Genomic DNA, 16,787 nt, shown 5'->3' with positions numbered 1-16,787 from the left:
TTATTTCTTCCAGCCTTTGACCTTACAGATCAAATCATAGGCAGCTTGAATTTGTTGGGCTTTCTCTTTTGCCATCTCCATCATCTGTTCCGGCAACCCTTTCGCAATCAATTTATCTGGATGATGTTCATTCATTAATTTACGATAAGCTCTTTTCACTGCGGTTCGATCATCTTCTTCCGATACACCTAACACACGATAAGCATCTTCAAGTGTCGGCCCGGAAGAACTTTGCGCCGTATTTTGGTATCCGCCGTAGGATTGTTGATATTGATAATCGCCATTTTGTTGTTGGTATTGACGATAAAAACCGCCTTGAGAAAATTGACGTGCTGCATAAATCATCGCCAACATCTGCTCAAATTGCATTCTTGAATAACCCAATTCTTCGGCAACAATGAACAATACCTCTTTTTCATTCGGATGCAATTCTTGATCTGCCAGCGCCGTTTGAATTTGAATTTCCAAAAACATCCTCAACAAATCAGTACGCTGTCCACACCCAATTCTAAATTCTCTAATAGCTTGACGAATCGGGAAATCAGCCTCTTTCCCTCGTGTAAATGCCGCTTTTGCCAATTGTCGATGAGCTTCATCAAGCTGCATACGATCCATAAACATATTAGCCAATTGAATATCTTCTTCAGTAACCCGACCTTTTGACTTACTCAAATGCCCCATTACTGCAAAAGTGGTTTGCATAAATAGAGATTGACGTGAAACAGAACGCCCGAATAAAGAGGAACGTACACTGCCCAACTCGTATAATTTTTTATCAGCAAAATGCCCTAAAATAGCGCCGAAAATTGCGCCAAAAAAGCCGCCGAATTTAAAACCGACAATAATCCCGATTAACTTACCGATAAAATTCATCTCTTATCTTTTCCCTTCTATCTAGGTTAAAAAATCGGTCTATTCTACCGCACAAATAGGGAAGTCGCGAATGGATTTCAACACTAATCCTGCGGTTTGAACGCTTCTGAAATTTCTTCTTGAGAAAAACCGCGTGATAATAAAAAACGCCACATTTTTTGCTTGGTTTTAAAATCGGAAACTGTAGCGTAATCAGGAAATTTCTTTGCCAACGTCTGCTGTGCTAACGCATACCAATCAATATCAGCTTGTTCCAGTGCGTGTTGTATCACTTCGTTTTGAATACCTTTTTGCTGTAACTCCTGTTTAATACGTTGTAATCCATAACCTTTGTGTACTCTCGAAAGTAAGAAATTCTCACAGAAGCGAAAATCATTTTGCCAATTTTTCTCCTGACATTTCGCAATAGTTTGTTCTATTTCCTGTTCTGAGAAGGCTTTTGCTTGCATCTTACAACGTAATTCATATTCGCTGTAATCTCGAATTTCCAACAATTTCAACACATAATTAAGGGCAAGATTTTCCATAATTCAATCGCTTTTCATATTATTGAAGAGAGAACATAACAAGCAATGGTTAAAATAACCAAGCTATTTGTATGTTATCTAAATTGAAAAAATCCCTGCCGCTCAAACTATTAATTTTAGGCAGGGATATTGAGGGTATTATTCACCAAAATTTAATGCATCATCTTCTGGTTGTTTTTCTGTATCATCCGCTACTAACAATTGTTCAGGATTGGAAAGCAACTCTTCACGTAATTTGCGTTCCAACTCGACAGCCACATCTGGATGTTCAGCAAGCCACTTCATTGCATTGGTACGACCTTGTCCAATCTTTTCATCATTGTAAGAGTACCAAGCACCTGATTTATTGAGCAATTTATGTTTTACACCCAATTCGATTAACTCACCGTTTTTAGAAATACCTTCTCCGTAGAGAATTTGGAATTCAGCTTGTCTAAATGGTGCTGCTACTTTATTTTTCACTACTTTAACTCTAGTGTCATTACCAATTACCTCATCGCCATCAGTAATTGAACCTGTGCGGCGAATATCTAAACGCACAGAAGCGTAGAATTTTAATGCATTACCACCGGTTGTTGTTTCAGGATTACCAAACATAACACCAATTTTCATACGAATTTGGTTAATAAATACCACTAAACAGTTTGCTGTTTTGATATGACCGGTAAGTTTACGCAATGCTTGAGACATTAAACGAGCCTGTAGCCCCATATGGGAATCCCCCATATCACCTTCAATTTCCGCTTTCGGTGTTAATGCTGCTACAGAGTCAATAATAATAACATCCACCGCTCCGGAACGGACTAAAGCATCACAAATTTCTAACGCTTGTTCGCCGTTATCCGGTTGAGAAACCAAAAGGGATTGCACATCAACGCCCAGTTTAGAAGCATAAATAGGATCTAATGCGTGTTCCGCATCAATAAAGGCACAGGTTTTCCCTTCTTTTTGTGCTTGCGCAATCACAGATAAAGTTAATGTCGTTTTCCCTGAAGATTCAGGCCCGAAAATCTCAACGATTCGCCCCATTGGCAAACCACCGATACCTAACGCCACATCCAACGCCAATGAACCGGTAGAAACCGCTTCCACATCTAACGTCTGTGTATCACCAAGGCGCATAATTGAACCTTTACCAAATTGTTTTTCAATTTGCCCTAATGCTGCTGCCAGCGCTCTTTCTTTATCTTCATTATTTGTTGTCATATTCATTGCCCTTTTATTTATAAACTAAGAGGAATTTTTTTGCCTATTATACTGTATAACCATACAGTATCAAGTATTTTATGTTACCAATAATTAAAACTGTGAGTGTGCTTCCAAATTTTTACACATTTTATATTGCTGACTGTTTGTAACTTTCGCTTTGTTTCATCATCTTTTATACTATTCATCCAGCAAAAAGGATAATAATTATGACTTTAGAGAGCAATATTTCTTCTTTTACCCCGATGATGCAGCAATATTTAAAAATTAAAGCGGAACATCCCGATATTTTGCTGTTTTATCGTATGGGAGATTTTTATGAACTGTTTTTTGATGATGCCAAACGTGCATCACAACTCTTAGATATTTCATTAACTAAACGTGGCAAAACCGATGGCGATCCAATCCCAATGGCGGGAGTTCCTTATCACGCCGTAGAAGGGTATTTAGCAAAACTGGTGCAATTAGGTGAGTCGGTTGCTATTTGTGAACAGATTGGCGATCCAGCGACAAGTAAAGGGCCGGTTGAGCGCAAAATTGTACGCATTGTAACCCCCGGCACTATCAGTGATGAAGCATTATTACAAGAGCGACAGGATAACCTTATCGCCTGTGTTTATTATGAAAAGAAAATTTTTGGTTTGGCAACACTAGATATGACATCAGGGCGTTTCCAAATCAGCGAACATTCAAATGAAATTGCTTTAACAACTGAGTTGCAACGCATTATGCCAGTTGAAATTCTTTATCCAGAAGATTTTGCTTATATCAAACTGCTGGAACCCTACAAAGGATTACGTCGTCGTCCAAACTGGGAGTTTGAACTGGTTACCGCAATCAAATTATTGACTAAACAATTCGGTACACAGGATCTCAAAGGCTTTGGTGTCGAAACAGCGATTGTGGCTTTATGTGCTGCCGGTTGTTTATTGCAATATGCTAAAGAAACACAACGCACCGCATTGCCACACATCAATGCAATTTCACTCTCTCAAGAGAACGATTTTATTGTGATTGATGTCGCTTCTCGCCGTAATTTAGAATTAACACAAAACCTTGCCGGCGGTACTGAAAACACGCTCGCTTCCGTACTTGATTACTGCAATACTCCAATGGGTAGTCGCCTACTTAAACGTTGGATTCATCAGCCATTACGCAACAAAAAGCCATTATTAATCCGTCAAAAAGCTGTTAAAAATCTTATGCAGCAGGAACTTTATTCCGATTTTAAACCGCTATTAAAACAAATCGGGGATATGGAACGTATTTTAGCACGTATTGCATTACGTTCTGCTCGTCCGCGTGATTTAACCCGTTTACGTCAAGCATTAGGGCAATTACCAGAAATTATCCAGCTTTTACAACAACATAATCAGAATCAGCAGTTTGATACACTGCTGTCAAAATTACAGGATTTTAGTGAATTATTTACATTATTAGCTCGTGCAATCATCGAAACACCACCTTTATTAATTCGTGATGGCGGTGTGATTGCCTCCGGTTATCATCAGGAGTTGGATGAATGGCGTGATTTGGCTACCGGAGCAACACAATATCTAGAAAATTTAGAAATTCGAGAACGGCAACAAACTGGCATTGACACACTAAAAATCGGTTATAACGCTGTTCACGGTTATTATATTCAAATTAGCCGAGGTCAAGCAGAACGCGCACCAACACACTATATTCGACGCCAAACCTTAAAAAATGCGGAACGTTTTATTATACCGGAATTAAAAGATTACGAAGATAAAGTCTTAAAGGCAAAAGGTGCTGCCTTAGCATTAGAAAAACAACTTTATGATGAACTGTTCGATTTGTTGTTACCTCATCTTCCAGCGTTACAAACAACAAGTTTGGCCTTAGCCGAACTAGATGTATTAGCAAATTTAGCAGAACGTGCGGAAACATTGAATTATGTTGCTCCGACCTTCAGCGAACAAACACTAATTAGCATTGAAGCAGGTCGCCATCCAGTAGTAGAAACCGTTTTACAAGATCCATTTATTGCCAATCCACTTGAACTCAATCAAAAACGCCACCTTTTGATTATCACAGGCCCCAATATGGGTGGTAAAAGTACCTATATGCGCCAAACCGCATTAATCACCTTAATGGCGTATATCGGCAGTTTTGTTCCGGCTCAACAGGCAGTTATTGGACCGATAGATCGTATTTTTACCCGTATTGGTGCATCCGATGATTTAGCATCTGGTCGCTCCACATTTATGGTTGAAATGAGTGAAATGGCGAATATTCTTCATCAAGCCACGCCACAAAGTTTAGTATTAATTGATGAAATCGGGCGTGGTACTTCTACTTATGACGGTCTTTCCCTAGCTTGGGCGTGTGCGGAATGGTTGGCAACACAACTCAAATCCTTAACACTGTTCGCCACCCACTATTTTGAATTGACCTCTTTACCGCAACAGTTGTCAGGTTGTATCAATATTCATCTTGACGCTAAAGAGCATAATGATACGATTGCATTTATGCATTCAGTGCAGGAAGGCGCAGCCAATAAAAGTTACGGTATTGCAGTGGCACAACTTGCCGGCGTACCTAAAGCGGTTATCCAACTGGCAAAACAAAAATTAAAACAGTTGGAAAAACTTTCGTTTCAAAACAGCCGAATTAATGATTACCAAAACGAGCTGGATTTCAATCCGGAACCAGAATTTGATGCAAACAGCGAAGCAATTTTGCAACAATTAGCACAGATTGATCCGGATGATTTAACGCCGAAACAGGCACTGACAATGTTATATCAACTTAAAAAATTACAACAATCTTAATCAGTTAACACAACAGAGGAAAATGTTATGCCAATCAATTTACGTCAACGTCATTTTTTACGTTTAATGGATTTCACACCACAAGAGATCCAGTTTTTGCTTGATTTAGCCGCCGAACTAAAAAAAGCAAAATATGCCGGCACCGAACAGCCGCGCTTAAAAGGTAAAAATATCGCATTGGTGTTTGAGAAAACCTCAACCCGCACCCGTTCTGCATTTGAAGTAAGTGCGTTTGATCAAGGTGCTAACGTTTCTTATATCGGCCCTAGCGGTTCACAAATCGGGCATAAAGAGAGTATGAAAGACACCGCGCGCGTGTTGGGCAGAATGTATGACGCTATTCAATATCGTGGCTATGGTCAAGAATTGGTCGAAACATTGGCGAATTATTCTGGTGTTCCGGTTTGGAATGGCTTAACCGATGAATTTCACCCAACACAAATTTTGGCAGACTTCTTAACAATGTTGGAACACGGCAAAGGTAAACGTCTTGATCAAATGAAACTTGCTTATCTCGGCGATGCTCGCAATAATATGGGAAACTCTTTTGTTGAGGGTGCTGCGCTGATGGGGTTAGATTTACGTTTGGTCGGCCCGAAACAATTCTTTCCGGAACATAAATTACTCGATGAAGTGGCTGAAATGGCTAAACAGACAGGAGCAAACATTACCTGTACTGAAGATGTTGAAGCCGGCATAAAAGATGTTGATTTTATCTACACCGATATTTGGGTTTCGATGGGCGAACCGGAAAGTGCGTGGGCAGAACGCATTGAGCTAATGAAGCCATATCAGGTTAATGCCAAATTAATGGCGCTCACTGGCAATCCTAACGTGAAATTTATGCATTGCTTGCCATCATTCCACGATGAAAATACTGTTATCGGCAAAAAAATGGCAGAAAAATATGGAATGAACGGCTTAGAAGTAACAGATGACGTTTTTGAATCTGAAGCTTCGATCGTCTTTGATGAAGCAGAAAACAGAATGCACACCATCAAAGCGGTAATGGTAGCAACTTTAGCTTAAATCATATCGGTAAATACCGATTCATTTTTCACAAACAATAAGGAAAAAACGATGACTAAAATTATTCACACAGAAAAAGCACCGGCGGCGATTGGTCCTTATGTACAAGCAGTTGATTTAGGTAATCTTGTACTTACTTCAGGGCAAATTCCGGTTAATCCACTCACCGGCGAAATTCCAAACGACATTGTAGCGCAAGCTCGTCAATCATTAGAAAATATTAAAGCTATCGTTGAACAAGCCGGTTTAAAAGTGTCTGATATTGTAAAAACAACCGTATTTGTCAAAGATTTAAATCAATTTGCCATCATCAATGCAGAATATGAACGTTTCTTCCAACAAAATAATCATCCAAGTTTTCCGGCACGCTCTTGTGTTGAAGTTGCCCGTTTACCGAAAGATGTCGGTTTGGAAATTGAAGCAATTGCTGTGAGAAAATAATATGTTTAACTTTACTTTACACCTACCAACTAAAATATTGTTCGGTAAAGGTCAAATTGCTGAAATTAAAAACCAAATTCCTACCGGCGCAAAAATCTTAATGACTTATGGCGGTGGCAGCATTAAAAGAAACGGTGTTTACGATCAGGTGCTAGACGTATTAAAAGGCTTTGAAATTGTTGAATTTTCTGGCATTGAACCTAACCCACAATTTTCAACATTAATGAAAGCGGTTGAGCTTGGTCGCCGTGAAAAAGTAGATTTTCTGCTTGCTGTCGGTGGTGGTTCAGTGTTAGATGGTACAAAATTTATTGCTACCGCCATCAATTTCCAAGGTGACGAATGGGAAATCGTGAAAAGTCACGGCACTGTAATTAAAAGTGCATTACCAATAGGTGCAATTCTTACGCTACCAGCAACCGGCTCCGAAATGAACGGTAATGCGGTGGTCAGCCGTAAAGAGACCCAAGATAAACTTGGCTTCTTCTCACCGTTTGTCAAACCACAATTTTCCGTGCTTGATCCAACCACCACTTTCTCTTTGCCTGCCAAACAAACTGCAAATGGCGTTGTCGATGCATTTGTGCATACTTTCGAGCAATATATGACCTATCCAGTCGATGCCAAAGTTCAAGATCGTTTTGCCGAAGGTGTCTTCTTAACATTGATTGAAGAAGGTCCAAAAGCATTACTTGAGCCAGAAAATTATGATGTGCGTGCCAATATTATGTGGGCAGCAACAATGGCATTAAACGGCATTCTTGGTGTCGGTGTACCGCAAGACTGGGCTTCACACGGCATTGGTCACGAACTGACAGCTCAATACGGTTTGGATCACGGGCAAACTTTAGCTATTATTGTACCTGCAATTATGTGGCATCAACGCGAATTTAAAAAAGAAAAATTGGTACAATTTGCTCAACGTGTTTGGGGTTATCAAGGCAACGACAGCGAACAAGCGATTCGTATTGCTATTGATAAAACACGAGCTTTCTTTGAACAAATGGGAACACCAACTCGCTTATCAGTTCACGGCATTGATGACAGCCAATTCCCAAGCGTGTTAAGCAAACTCAAAGAACACAAAACAGAAAATCTCGGTGAACATAAAAATATTGATATTAAAGCCGCAGAAGAGATTTTGCGTTTAGCGTTATAAATCACTTTATAAGCTATTGAGGGGCAGACCACAAATTGCCCCTTAAATCCTTAATATTAAATTATTTTTATAACGCTTCCCTTGTTTTTTCCGCAATCATTTTAGCGGAAGTTGCCAGTAATTGTTGTTCATTTGCAGTCAATGCAAGCGATCTGATCCCAACAATCCCAGATCTCGCTACTACCGCCGGATAACCGACATAACATTGATACTGTTCAAGATAAACTGATACTGGACAAGCTAAATAAGCGTCTGAAATAACTGCTTGGGCTAATTTTACCGCACAGGTGGCAATCGCATAGCTCGTATATTTTTTACCATTAAAAACCAACCATCCGCCTTCCCGTGCCGATTTATCCAAATCGGCTAAATTGAGCGATAATTTTTCAGCAATTTCTACAATCGGTTCACCTTGCACCGTTATAGTTGACCAAGCAGCGAACTGTGATTCACCGTGTTCTCCCAATACATAACCTTCAATATTATGCGGATTTTGTCTCAACGCTTGAGAAACCGCACGTTGCATTCGAGCCGTATCCAAAAAAGTGCCAGTGCCAAAAACCTGTTGTTTTGATAAACCGCTATGATGTTGCAACAGTCCGGTAATCACATCGCACGGATTAGAAATATTGATAATCACGCCGTTAAAACCGACCTGTTTTAATGCAATACCCACCTGTTTCGCCTGCTCTTTATTAAAATGATATTCAAGAAAACGATCACCTCCCTCAGCCAATGCTTTAATATCCCCAAAGGCAGTAATCACCACATCCGCATCTGCCAACGCCTGATAATCTTGCATTATCAATTTGGTGTAATTTTCCAATCTGCCCAGACTGTCCAACAAATCATAATATTCAGCCGTACACTTTTCCTGCTTACTATCTATCAATACCAATTCATCCGCCAGCCCTTTAGTAACTATCGTATAAGCCACCGTAGCACCAACATTTCCTAAACCGATAACACCAATTTTTCTCATAATTCCATCCTTCTTTATCAAAATAGCTGTTCCAAGACTGAACGAAAGTCGCTCTACTTTATTTTAGCGGACCAACTTCAAAAATTTTTTGGCATAGTTCACACTTTTTAAAATTAACACTTGAATTACATTTAATTAACATTAATATTTTTCCTTTTACTTATATTCCTTTAAAGGAGATGCTTTTCTATGGTAACTATTAATGTTGGTATGTTCCAGACACTTGCTTTATCGGTGGTCGCCATTTATGTCGGTGAATTTATCCGTCAACAATTTCCAATTTGGAAGAAATACTGTATTCCGGCACCGGTTATTGGCGGAACATTATTTGCGATTATTACAACCTGTTTATATTCACTTGATCTACTTACCTTTAAATTTGATTATAAAACAATCAACACGTTCTTTTATAACGTCTTTTTCGCCGCAATGGGCTTCGCCGCCAGTTTTGCCTTGCTGAAAAAAGGCGGCAAATTAGTGATTATTTTCAGTATTTTGGCTGCAATACTTGCCATTTTGCAAAATGTGTTATCACTCGGGCTAGGGGTTTTATTAAATATGGATCCGCTGATTGCACTGATGTCCGGTTCAATTCCATTAACCGGCGGACACGGCAACGCCGCCGCCTTTGCACCGATAGCAGAACAAATGGGAGCAAATGGCGCAATTGAAGTCGCCATTGCAGCCGCCACATTTGGTTTAGTCGCTGGCTGTATTCTAGGTGGACCATTGGGCAGACGACTTATTCAAAAACATAAACTTAATGAGCAAATCAGCCAAGAACAAGTAATCAATCAAGAAGATAACAGCAAATTGCCACGCATTAGTTATCGCCGTTCCAGTCAAGCCGCTTTTTTACTACTATTAGCGTGCGGTATTGGACAAACACTCTTTTTCCTTTGTAAGGCTATATTCCCACAAGTGAATATTCCTATTCACGTGATGAGTATGTTAGGCGGTTTAGTGCTACGCTTAGTGTTAGACTCTACCAAACGTGATCACCAAGCACTTTATGAAAACATTGGTATTATCGGCGAGATCTCATTGGCAATTTTCGTTTCTATCGTCATTGTCACAATGCAATTATGGAAATTGGCGGATCTTGCCTTGCCACTCATCATTATTTTAACTTTGCAAGTTGTGCTTTGTTATTTGTTCTGCGTCTTTATTACGTTCCGTCTTTGCGGTAAAAACTATGATGCAGCAATTATCGCCACCGGACATTCTGGCTTCGGGTTGGGAGCAGTGCCGGTTTCAATGGCAACAATGACTGCAGTTTGTTCAAGTTATCATTATTCAAAAATCGCTTTCTTTGTCGTGCCGTTAATCGGTGGCTTTATCAGTAATATCAGCAATGCCTTGATTATTACTTTATTCTTAAATATCGCACAGGGAATAGCATAAATTGTGCAAATCAGGCTTCGCTTAAACGGCGAAGCCTATACTGCTCACAACAGTTACATTTCATCGCTGCCATACAATCGCAGCAAACTCTGTTTTAACTGCTCAAACACAAATGTAACACGATCAGTTACCAAACTTTGGTATGGTCGATAAAGATATAAATGCCATTGTTGCTTTTCTATTTCTGGGAATAATTCTACCAACTGCCCTTGTTGCAAATAAGGTTGACAAAATGGAGAAATAATTTGTGTACAAGTTCTGCCGGCTAAAGCAGCTTGCAATTCATAAACGGCATCGCTACTGATGAATCTGGTCTGTGCCGGAAAAAAATGAATGTCATTATTCACTCGCCAATCCCAAATCCGTTGTAATTTCGGGTTTATTAATCCACTTAATGGATAATTTTGTGCCAAATCAGCAACATCTTTCGGCATTCCCAAACGTTCAATTAATTTAGGCGAAGCAACAATTTTCTCGTGAAAAGTACAAATATGCTGTGCAATCCAATGCGGCTCCGGTTCCAAACAGATACGTAAACCGATGTCGATTTTATGATCAATGGCTTTCACTTTATCAACAGATTGCTGCCAATCCAGCACAATGTCCGGATAAGGCTCCAATGCTGCCAACAGTTCGCTTAATAACCTCTGATTAAGTGGCAACGGCGGCAGTGTAATGCGCACCATTCCCTGCATCGCTTTTTTATTCAACTTATTATTCGAAAACAAGCGTTCTTCTTCCAGTAAAAACTGCTGTGCTTGTGGTAAGAACTGTTCGCCGAACTCGGTTAAACGAATATTTCTAGTGTTCCGTTTAAACAGGCTTTCGCCCAACAAACTCTCCAACTCAGCAACCATTCTGGTAACTACTTGTGGCGATACCGCCAATCGTTGCGCCGTTTCCCTAAAATTCAGGGTTTCACTGGCAACACAAAAATAACGAAGTGCCTCTAATTTATTCATCATTATTCCTTTTTTAAGAATAGTTTATTCCAATTTTATTCCTTTTTTTATCACTTAATCCAACGATAGAATACACACCATCAAAACAATACTGTTGTTTAGTATTAAAAATTTCACTTTTATTTTGGAGATTGATTATGACTGAATTAAGCAAAAAACCTGTTGCTGACCGTGCGGAACATAACGCATTTTTCCCATCAGATTATTCTTTAACCCAATACACCAGCAAAGTAACTGACTTTGACGGTTTTAAATTCGATAAATCCTACAGCGGTGGTAAACATAAAGTGTTGATGATTGCTACCGATGAGCGTTATATCGAGATGAAAAACGGTAAATTATTCTCAACCGGAAATCATCCGGTAGAAATGTTATTACCAATGTTGCATATGCACCACGCCGGCTTTGAAATTGATGTTGCAACATTATCCGGCAATCCAGTAAAACTTGAAATTTGGGCAATGCCGGAAGAAGATAAAGCTGTAATGGATTTATATAACCAATATTTACCAAAATTGGTCAACCCGAAAAAACTGGCAGATATTTTGCCTGAAGTCTTATCTGAAAATTCACCTTATATTGCGGTCTTTATTCCGGGTGGACACGGTGTTTTAGCTGGCATTCCTCACAGCAAAGAGGTGAAATCCGTTTTAAATTGGGCATTAAATCAAGATAAACACATTATTACTTTATGTCACGGTCCGGCATCATTATTGGCGGCAAGCGTTGATGAAAAAGCGGAAGATTATCCGTTTAAAGGTTATGAAATTTGTGTATTCCCTGATGCATTAGATGAAGGTGCGAACCAGGATATCGGTTATATGCCGGGTAAATTACAATGGTTAGTGGCAGAAAATTTAGAAAAATTAGGGGTTAAAGTTTTAAACAAAGGCATTACCGGTCAAGTACATAAAGATCGTAAATTATTAACCGGTGATAGCCCATTAGCTTCGAATGCACTTGGTATTTTAGCAGCAGAAGAACTATTGAAAACCGTTGCCTAATTAAGTATTAGCAAACATTGTAGGGAAGCGATGGCTTCCCTATTTTCTTACACAAGAAAAAACCCATCAAACAGTGTTTGATGGGTTTAACATTAAGTTCAAAAATACGAATCTATAGTAATTTTACACACTAACTAAATGTGGTTACTTGAATCGTATCATCAATATAAATGATAATATCACCATATTGATACTGTTTCATACCGGTCGTTGAACCAATTTCTCTCCAATCACTTTGAAGTTTCACAGCATCAGTGTTATTCCCATGAATAGTGATTACATTACGTTCTAACTCATTATTAGGATTACCTACATTATTAGTACCAATAATCACTTCTGTGCCGTGTCCATTTAAGTTCAAGACATCAACGCCTGAAACATCAATATTATTACCACCAGTATTACCAAAGATTTCTAACCTTGTTGATACTGACGATTTACCAGTAATATTAATGGTATCCATACCAGCGCCCCCATGAATCAGTGAAGTTCCTTCATATGATAATGTCTGTGATACACCACCAAGATTCAGAGTATCGTTTCCGTTTCCTAATATCACTGAGTTATTGTTCAACGTCCATTCATTAATGGTAACAGTATCATCCTTGCCACCTGTATCTAATGATGTTTGTGAAAGCGCACCCTTGATAGTAATAGTATCCTGACCATCTCCAGTGATAATTTTTGCATACCACACATTTGAACCAAAGGTTGCCGTATTATTACCATTACCAAGATCGATCTTAGGTTGTTTTACATCCTCTATTACTTTATCTATTTGTGTAGCACTTTCAGCATACCAACCATCTGATTTACTATCTTTATAAGCTCGATAGAAAGCAGATTCTCTGTCTGCATCTTTATAGTTTACGGCAGTATTTACGGTTAAAGTGTCATTACCATCACCTAACACAATCGCAGTATTGCCACCAATAGATTTTCTCGCTAACGATACCCCTGAACCAATAGAAATTGTATTATCTCCATTTTCAGAAAGGATAAGAGTATGTTGTTCAACACTTCCTTTTACTATCAAAGTATCATTTCCAGTACCTAAATCAATAATATTTGAAGCGTGAGTTGCGCTTGGTATAGCAGAAGTTTGCGTGTCTGTAATATTCTTACCAACTCGCATCACATCATCCCCACTGCCAAGATTGAAATAGTTAGAGTAATTGCGCCCAGCATCACCATCGCCCTTGATCGTGCTTTCAACTTCAATAGTGTCATGCCCTGTGCCCATATCTACTTTAGCTGTAGTTAATGCGAATGAATTATCACCATAATCAGAATGTAGGTCGATCATTGAACCACGAATTTTGAAGGTGTCATTGCCATCGCCCATCAAAATACGTTGAGCACCGTCAAATGAACCAGTAGAGAAATTCCCTTTTTGTCCCCAACCTGAAAGACCATAACGCAATTCAAATCTATCGTTACCCCCTCCGGTAATCACATCAGTATGACCTCCGATACCGAAAGCATAAATATAGTCATTACCATCATAGGTTTGTAACGTCGCTTTATAATCATCGCCCGTTCCACCATCAATAAAGCCACCGAAGAAATCACCATCAGGTTTCTTCGCTACAATAATGATATTATCGCCTGCTGACGTTGTTAAGCCGTCTGGACCGGTATCCTTCCATTGGTCTTCATTACCATCATTCATATAGTTTCGTGGGCCTTCATTTTGATTCATATTAGTGGTTAAACGACCTAAACGTTTTACTTTCACTTCCGGTGCTACCACACCTGCTGCATTACCAGCTTGATCATAGAAGATATAAGTTTTCGGTGTTGAGCCTAGATCAAAGGTTGCATCCATCGAAGGTAAATCTTTTGCACTACTATAATTTTGCTTTCCAGTAACCGAAATCTGATCAGATTCAACCTTACCATCGTAAATAAAATATTTCACCGGCTCTTTTAACTCGACATGAAGTTTTAAATTGCCTCCTGAATCTGTTGTCAAATTAGATGTTACTTCCGGTGGCGTAGTATCTACTGTTATATGTTCTTCAACAGTATTCGCTTTCTCGCTATTACTCAATGCTGTTGCTTTTAAGGTATAGCTATGTCCATTCTCAGCAGTAAATCTACTTGCATCAAAGCTCACCGCCTGAGAGCTTGAAGTAATACCACCTTTATCTTGTGTCCATACTGGAATGTCAGGATTCTGATCATCAAAGATTTCCAATTTGACTTTCCAGCTTGCAAGATCATTACCTGTTGCTGACAATACGACTGAAATGTCCTTCCATTGAGTATCATCTGTAACACCATTACTTGCTACATTGCCTACTATTGGATACACATCATCTTTCACAGTAACCGAGAATAAGGTAACTGATGTACCAGACTTATTATTGTTCTCAAAGAAAACATACAATGTTAATGGTGTACCATCTTCCGCAGTAAGCTCATATGTTTCATTTTGAGTCTTACTGATATTTTTTACTTTTTCTGCATCAATCTTAATTTCAAGATTACCATTCTCATCCACTCTATACTCAGAGAAACCCACAGAAGTATTACCCGGCAGAGTGTGAACCCAATCTTTCATTGGTTTCAGTTTCGGTGTATAACCTGATTCCGCATCAGGATCTTTAATCACTAACTGAGATGCCGGAATAACAAACACACCACCATCTTTTTTAGCCAAATCATCTAAAGTTAAATGTTCTGTATTCTTAGAACTGTCTTTACGGTAATCATAATACGTTACTGTTCTATTATTTGACCAAGTAGAATCAGCATCATTGGTTACTTCAGGCACAGTATCTGTTAGTTGTTTGATTTTCGCTATTAAATCCGCTTTGCCATCATTATCGTGAACATAATTAGCCGCATCTAATGCTTTATCTTTTTCACCGTCTAATGGGAATAGCAATTTTTCTAACTTACTAACCTCTTCCTTAGTAAAACCACCTTTTGCAAATTCTGCTTTTTTCGCTTCAAATGCATCATAAGTTGCTTTTGCCTTGTTATAAGCATCTTCTGCTAACGTTTTTGGTGTTGAACTAGCCTGATCAGGATCTGACCCCGCTCGACTTTCTTCCTCATTAGTGTAACCATCATTATCCGAATCCGATGATGGAACCTCTGCTTCCACAAATGAATTGCTACCATCTTTACCCGCTGAACCATTACCTGCCAAATCAGTTACTTTTGCCGCAATTGTTGAGCCAGCTGGTGCTACAGTTTGTGAAATAGTAATCGTATTACCACTCACTGCAGGTGCGCTACTTAAACCAGAATCAGCCGGTTTAAATGTTGCCACTTCCCAACCTGAATCAGTCTTACGATATTGCACATAAATCGCTTGTTGTTTACCTGGCTGCGTGATATTAACATCAACCACATCGCCAATGACGGCATTCTCTGGTAAAGAAATAGAACTATCACGACCTGATTCAACATTAATACGAGGTGCATCCGGCGCTGTCGTATCCACCACATAAGTATCTGTATTAGAAACTGTTTCCATACGACCTGTTGCGGTATTACGCACCGTAACTTGAATACTACCCGGAGCATAACTTCCCTCTGATAAGGTAATACTGCTACCTATCAGACTTTCTTCTACGTTATTAACTTCTACTCGATCAATCGTATATCCCTGCGGTGCAGCCAATACTAATTCACCATTAGTCGTAATATTATCGCTTCCTGAAATACCTGTATCGGATCTAAAACTCATACCAACAGTCGGATCAGCTCCAAGATCAAGAGCAGCTTCTTTTCTATCCGCAGTCGCTGAAGATTGTTGTTCCGCATCCTGAACTTTTACGCCTTGAAGCACTAATTTTCCAATGAACCCATCTGTTACAGGCACAGTGAATGATACTTTGCCGTTAATGATATCATTTTCAGTTAAGCTATAACCCGATTTATCACCACCCAAATAAGAAGGTGTTTTACCTAAGAGAATCACGCCACTTAACTTATCACCCAGTTTCACGTTTTGCATACCAGCCAAACTCACTTCAACAGTAACCGGATTTAACTGCCCATCAGCGCCCACGCCTAATTCGCCACGATCAATAACCGTATCCGCATCATTACCATCACCAACAATTGTTACTACTGGTTTGCCTGTTGGAATTGGGGTTACTGAAGACGGTTGAGGAATCACAATACTCGCAGACTCACCCTCTTTTGCTGTTTTATACGAACCAGCCGGCAATTTACCGATCTCTTGATCCGCTAATGATTTTGCCTCATTAGCAGCCGTAATCGCTTGATCTAACTGAGCTTTCTCTGTTGCAGTAACTACACCATTCAACTCAATTCGTTCTTTTAACTTCTGTGCGTCTGTCGCTTTCTGCTTCGCATCAGCCAACAAACGATCAATATTCGCTTCCGTTGTATCTAATACACCGTTGCTGTTTTTGTCGTTCAC

Annotated in this window: 12 protein-coding genes; 6 read left to right on the top strand and 6 right to left on the bottom strand. The window is 39.4% G+C overall.

The window, feature by feature from the left end; translation table 11 throughout:
- The 3 genes from djlA to recA all read right to left on the bottom strand — a co-directional run bounded on the left by djlA (position 1) and on the right by recA (position 2,606).
- Positions 1-873, bottom strand: coding sequence for a co-chaperone DjlA (djlA, locus tag JP36_RS06840; protein ID WP_039149612.1), 873 nt, complete (start codon positions 871-873; stop codon positions 1-3).
- An 83-nt stretch (positions 874-956) separates the two neighbouring features.
- Positions 957-1,400 carry a recombination regulator RecX gene (gene recX, locus JP36_RS06835; RefSeq protein ID WP_039149609.1) on the bottom strand — a complete coding sequence of 148 codons (444 nt, stop codon included), beginning with the start codon at positions 1,398-1,400 and terminating at the stop codon, positions 957-959.
- Between the two features lie 138 nt (positions 1,401-1,538).
- Positions 1,539-2,606: a recombinase RecA gene (recA, locus tag JP36_RS06830; protein WP_039149605.1), complete on the bottom strand. Its 1,068-nt coding sequence runs from the start codon at positions 2,604-2,606 to the stop codon at positions 1,539-1,541.
- Positions 2,607-2,815: 209 nt separating this feature from the next.
- Here recA and mutS point away from each other — a divergent pair, with 209 nt between their 5' ends.
- From mutS to JP36_RS06810, 4 genes are read left to right on the top strand one after another with little or no spacing between them, the layout of a single operon-like run.
- Positions 2,816-5,401 (top strand): DNA mismatch repair protein MutS, encoded by a 2,586-nt coding sequence (mutS, locus tag JP36_RS06825; RefSeq protein WP_039173343.1) that lies wholly within the window; start codon positions 2,816-2,818, stop codon positions 5,399-5,401.
- 27 nt (positions 5,402-5,428) lie between these two features.
- On the top strand, positions 5,429-6,430 hold the full coding sequence (gene argF / locus JP36_RS06820) for an ornithine carbamoyltransferase (RefSeq protein ID WP_039173340.1): 1,002 nt from the start codon (positions 5,429-5,431) through the stop codon (positions 6,428-6,430).
- 51 nt (positions 6,431-6,481) lie between these two features.
- Entirely contained in the window at positions 6,482-6,871 is a 390-nt protein-coding gene (locus JP36_RS06815) for a RidA family protein (RefSeq protein WP_013745835.1), read from the top strand.
- A 1-nt stretch (position 6,872) separates the two neighbouring features.
- The gene (locus JP36_RS06810; protein ID WP_039173338.1) at positions 6,873-8,030 is read left to right on the top strand and encodes an iron-containing alcohol dehydrogenase; all 1,158 of its coding nucleotides are present in this window, start codon (positions 6,873-6,875) and stop codon (positions 8,028-8,030) included.
- Positions 8,031-8,097: 67 nt separating this feature from the next.
- Here JP36_RS06810 and JP36_RS06805 read toward each other — a convergent pair whose 3' ends face one another.
- The gene (locus JP36_RS06805; protein WP_039173336.1) at positions 8,098-9,012 is read right to left on the bottom strand and encodes a lactate/malate family dehydrogenase; all 915 of its coding nucleotides are present in this window, start codon (positions 9,010-9,012) and stop codon (positions 8,098-8,100) included.
- A 189-nt stretch (positions 9,013-9,201) separates the two neighbouring features.
- Between JP36_RS06805 and JP36_RS06800 the strand changes: the two genes are divergently transcribed.
- Positions 9,202-10,416, top strand: a complete 1,215-nt coding sequence (locus JP36_RS06800) for a sodium/glutamate symporter (protein ID WP_039173334.1) — start codon at positions 9,202-9,204, stop codon at positions 10,414-10,416.
- 53 nt (positions 10,417-10,469) lie between these two features.
- On the opposite strand, the gene JP36_RS06795 is transcribed toward JP36_RS06800, so the two are convergent.
- Positions 10,470-11,378, bottom strand: a complete 909-nt coding sequence (locus tag JP36_RS06795; RefSeq protein WP_052119458.1) for a LysR family transcriptional regulator — start codon at positions 11,376-11,378, stop codon at positions 10,470-10,472.
- A 137-nt stretch (positions 11,379-11,515) separates the two neighbouring features.
- Here JP36_RS06795 and hchA point away from each other — a divergent pair, with 137 nt between their 5' ends.
- Positions 11,516-12,382, top strand: a complete 867-nt coding sequence (gene hchA / locus JP36_RS06790; protein ID WP_039173330.1) for a glyoxalase III HchA — start codon at positions 11,516-11,518, stop codon at positions 12,380-12,382.
- Between the two features lie 130 nt (positions 12,383-12,512).
- Here the strand turns inward: hchA and JP36_RS11625 are convergent.
- On the bottom strand, positions 12,513-16,787 hold a 4,275-nt coding region (locus tag JP36_RS11625; protein WP_167332836.1), incomplete at its 5' end, for a calcium-binding protein.

Source organism: Gallibacterium genomosp. 1 (genome assembly GCF_000771875.1).
Taxonomy (GTDB): domain Bacteria; phylum Pseudomonadota; class Gammaproteobacteria; order Enterobacterales; family Pasteurellaceae; genus Gallibacterium.
This window is presented reverse-complemented; position numbering and strand designations above follow the sequence as displayed.

Excerpts from the sequence above, each read along its gene's own strand:
- djlA (WP_039149612.1), bottom strand. The coding sequence starts at position 873 with ATGAATTTTATCGGTAAGTTAATCGGGATTATTGTCGGTTTTAAATTC.
- recX (WP_039149609.1), bottom strand. The coding sequence starts at position 1,400 with ATGGAAAATCTTGCCCTTAATTATGTGTTGAAATTGTTGGAAATTCGA.
- recA (WP_039149605.1), bottom strand. The coding sequence starts at position 2,606 with ATGACAACAAATAATGAAGATAAAGAAAGAGCGCTGGCAGCAGCATTA.
- mutS (WP_039173343.1), top strand. The coding sequence starts at position 2,816 with ATGACTTTAGAGAGCAATATTTCTTCTTTTACCCCGATGATGCAGCAA.
- argF (WP_039173340.1), top strand. The coding sequence starts at position 5,429 with ATGCCAATCAATTTACGTCAACGTCATTTTTTACGTTTAATGGATTTC.
- JP36_RS06815 (WP_013745835.1), top strand. The coding sequence starts at position 6,482 with ATGACTAAAATTATTCACACAGAAAAAGCACCGGCGGCGATTGGTCCT.
- JP36_RS06810 (WP_039173338.1), top strand. The coding sequence starts at position 6,873 with ATGTTTAACTTTACTTTACACCTACCAACTAAAATATTGTTCGGTAAA.
- JP36_RS06805 (WP_039173336.1), bottom strand. The coding sequence starts at position 9,012 with ATGAGAAAAATTGGTGTTATCGGTTTAGGAAATGTTGGTGCTACGGTG.
- JP36_RS06800 (WP_039173334.1), top strand. The coding sequence starts at position 9,202 with ATGGTAACTATTAATGTTGGTATGTTCCAGACACTTGCTTTATCGGTG.
- JP36_RS06795 (WP_052119458.1), bottom strand. The coding sequence starts at position 11,378 with ATGAATAAATTAGAGGCACTTCGTTATTTTTGTGTTGCCAGTGAAACC.
- hchA (WP_039173330.1), top strand. The coding sequence starts at position 11,516 with ATGACTGAATTAAGCAAAAAACCTGTTGCTGACCGTGCGGAACATAAC.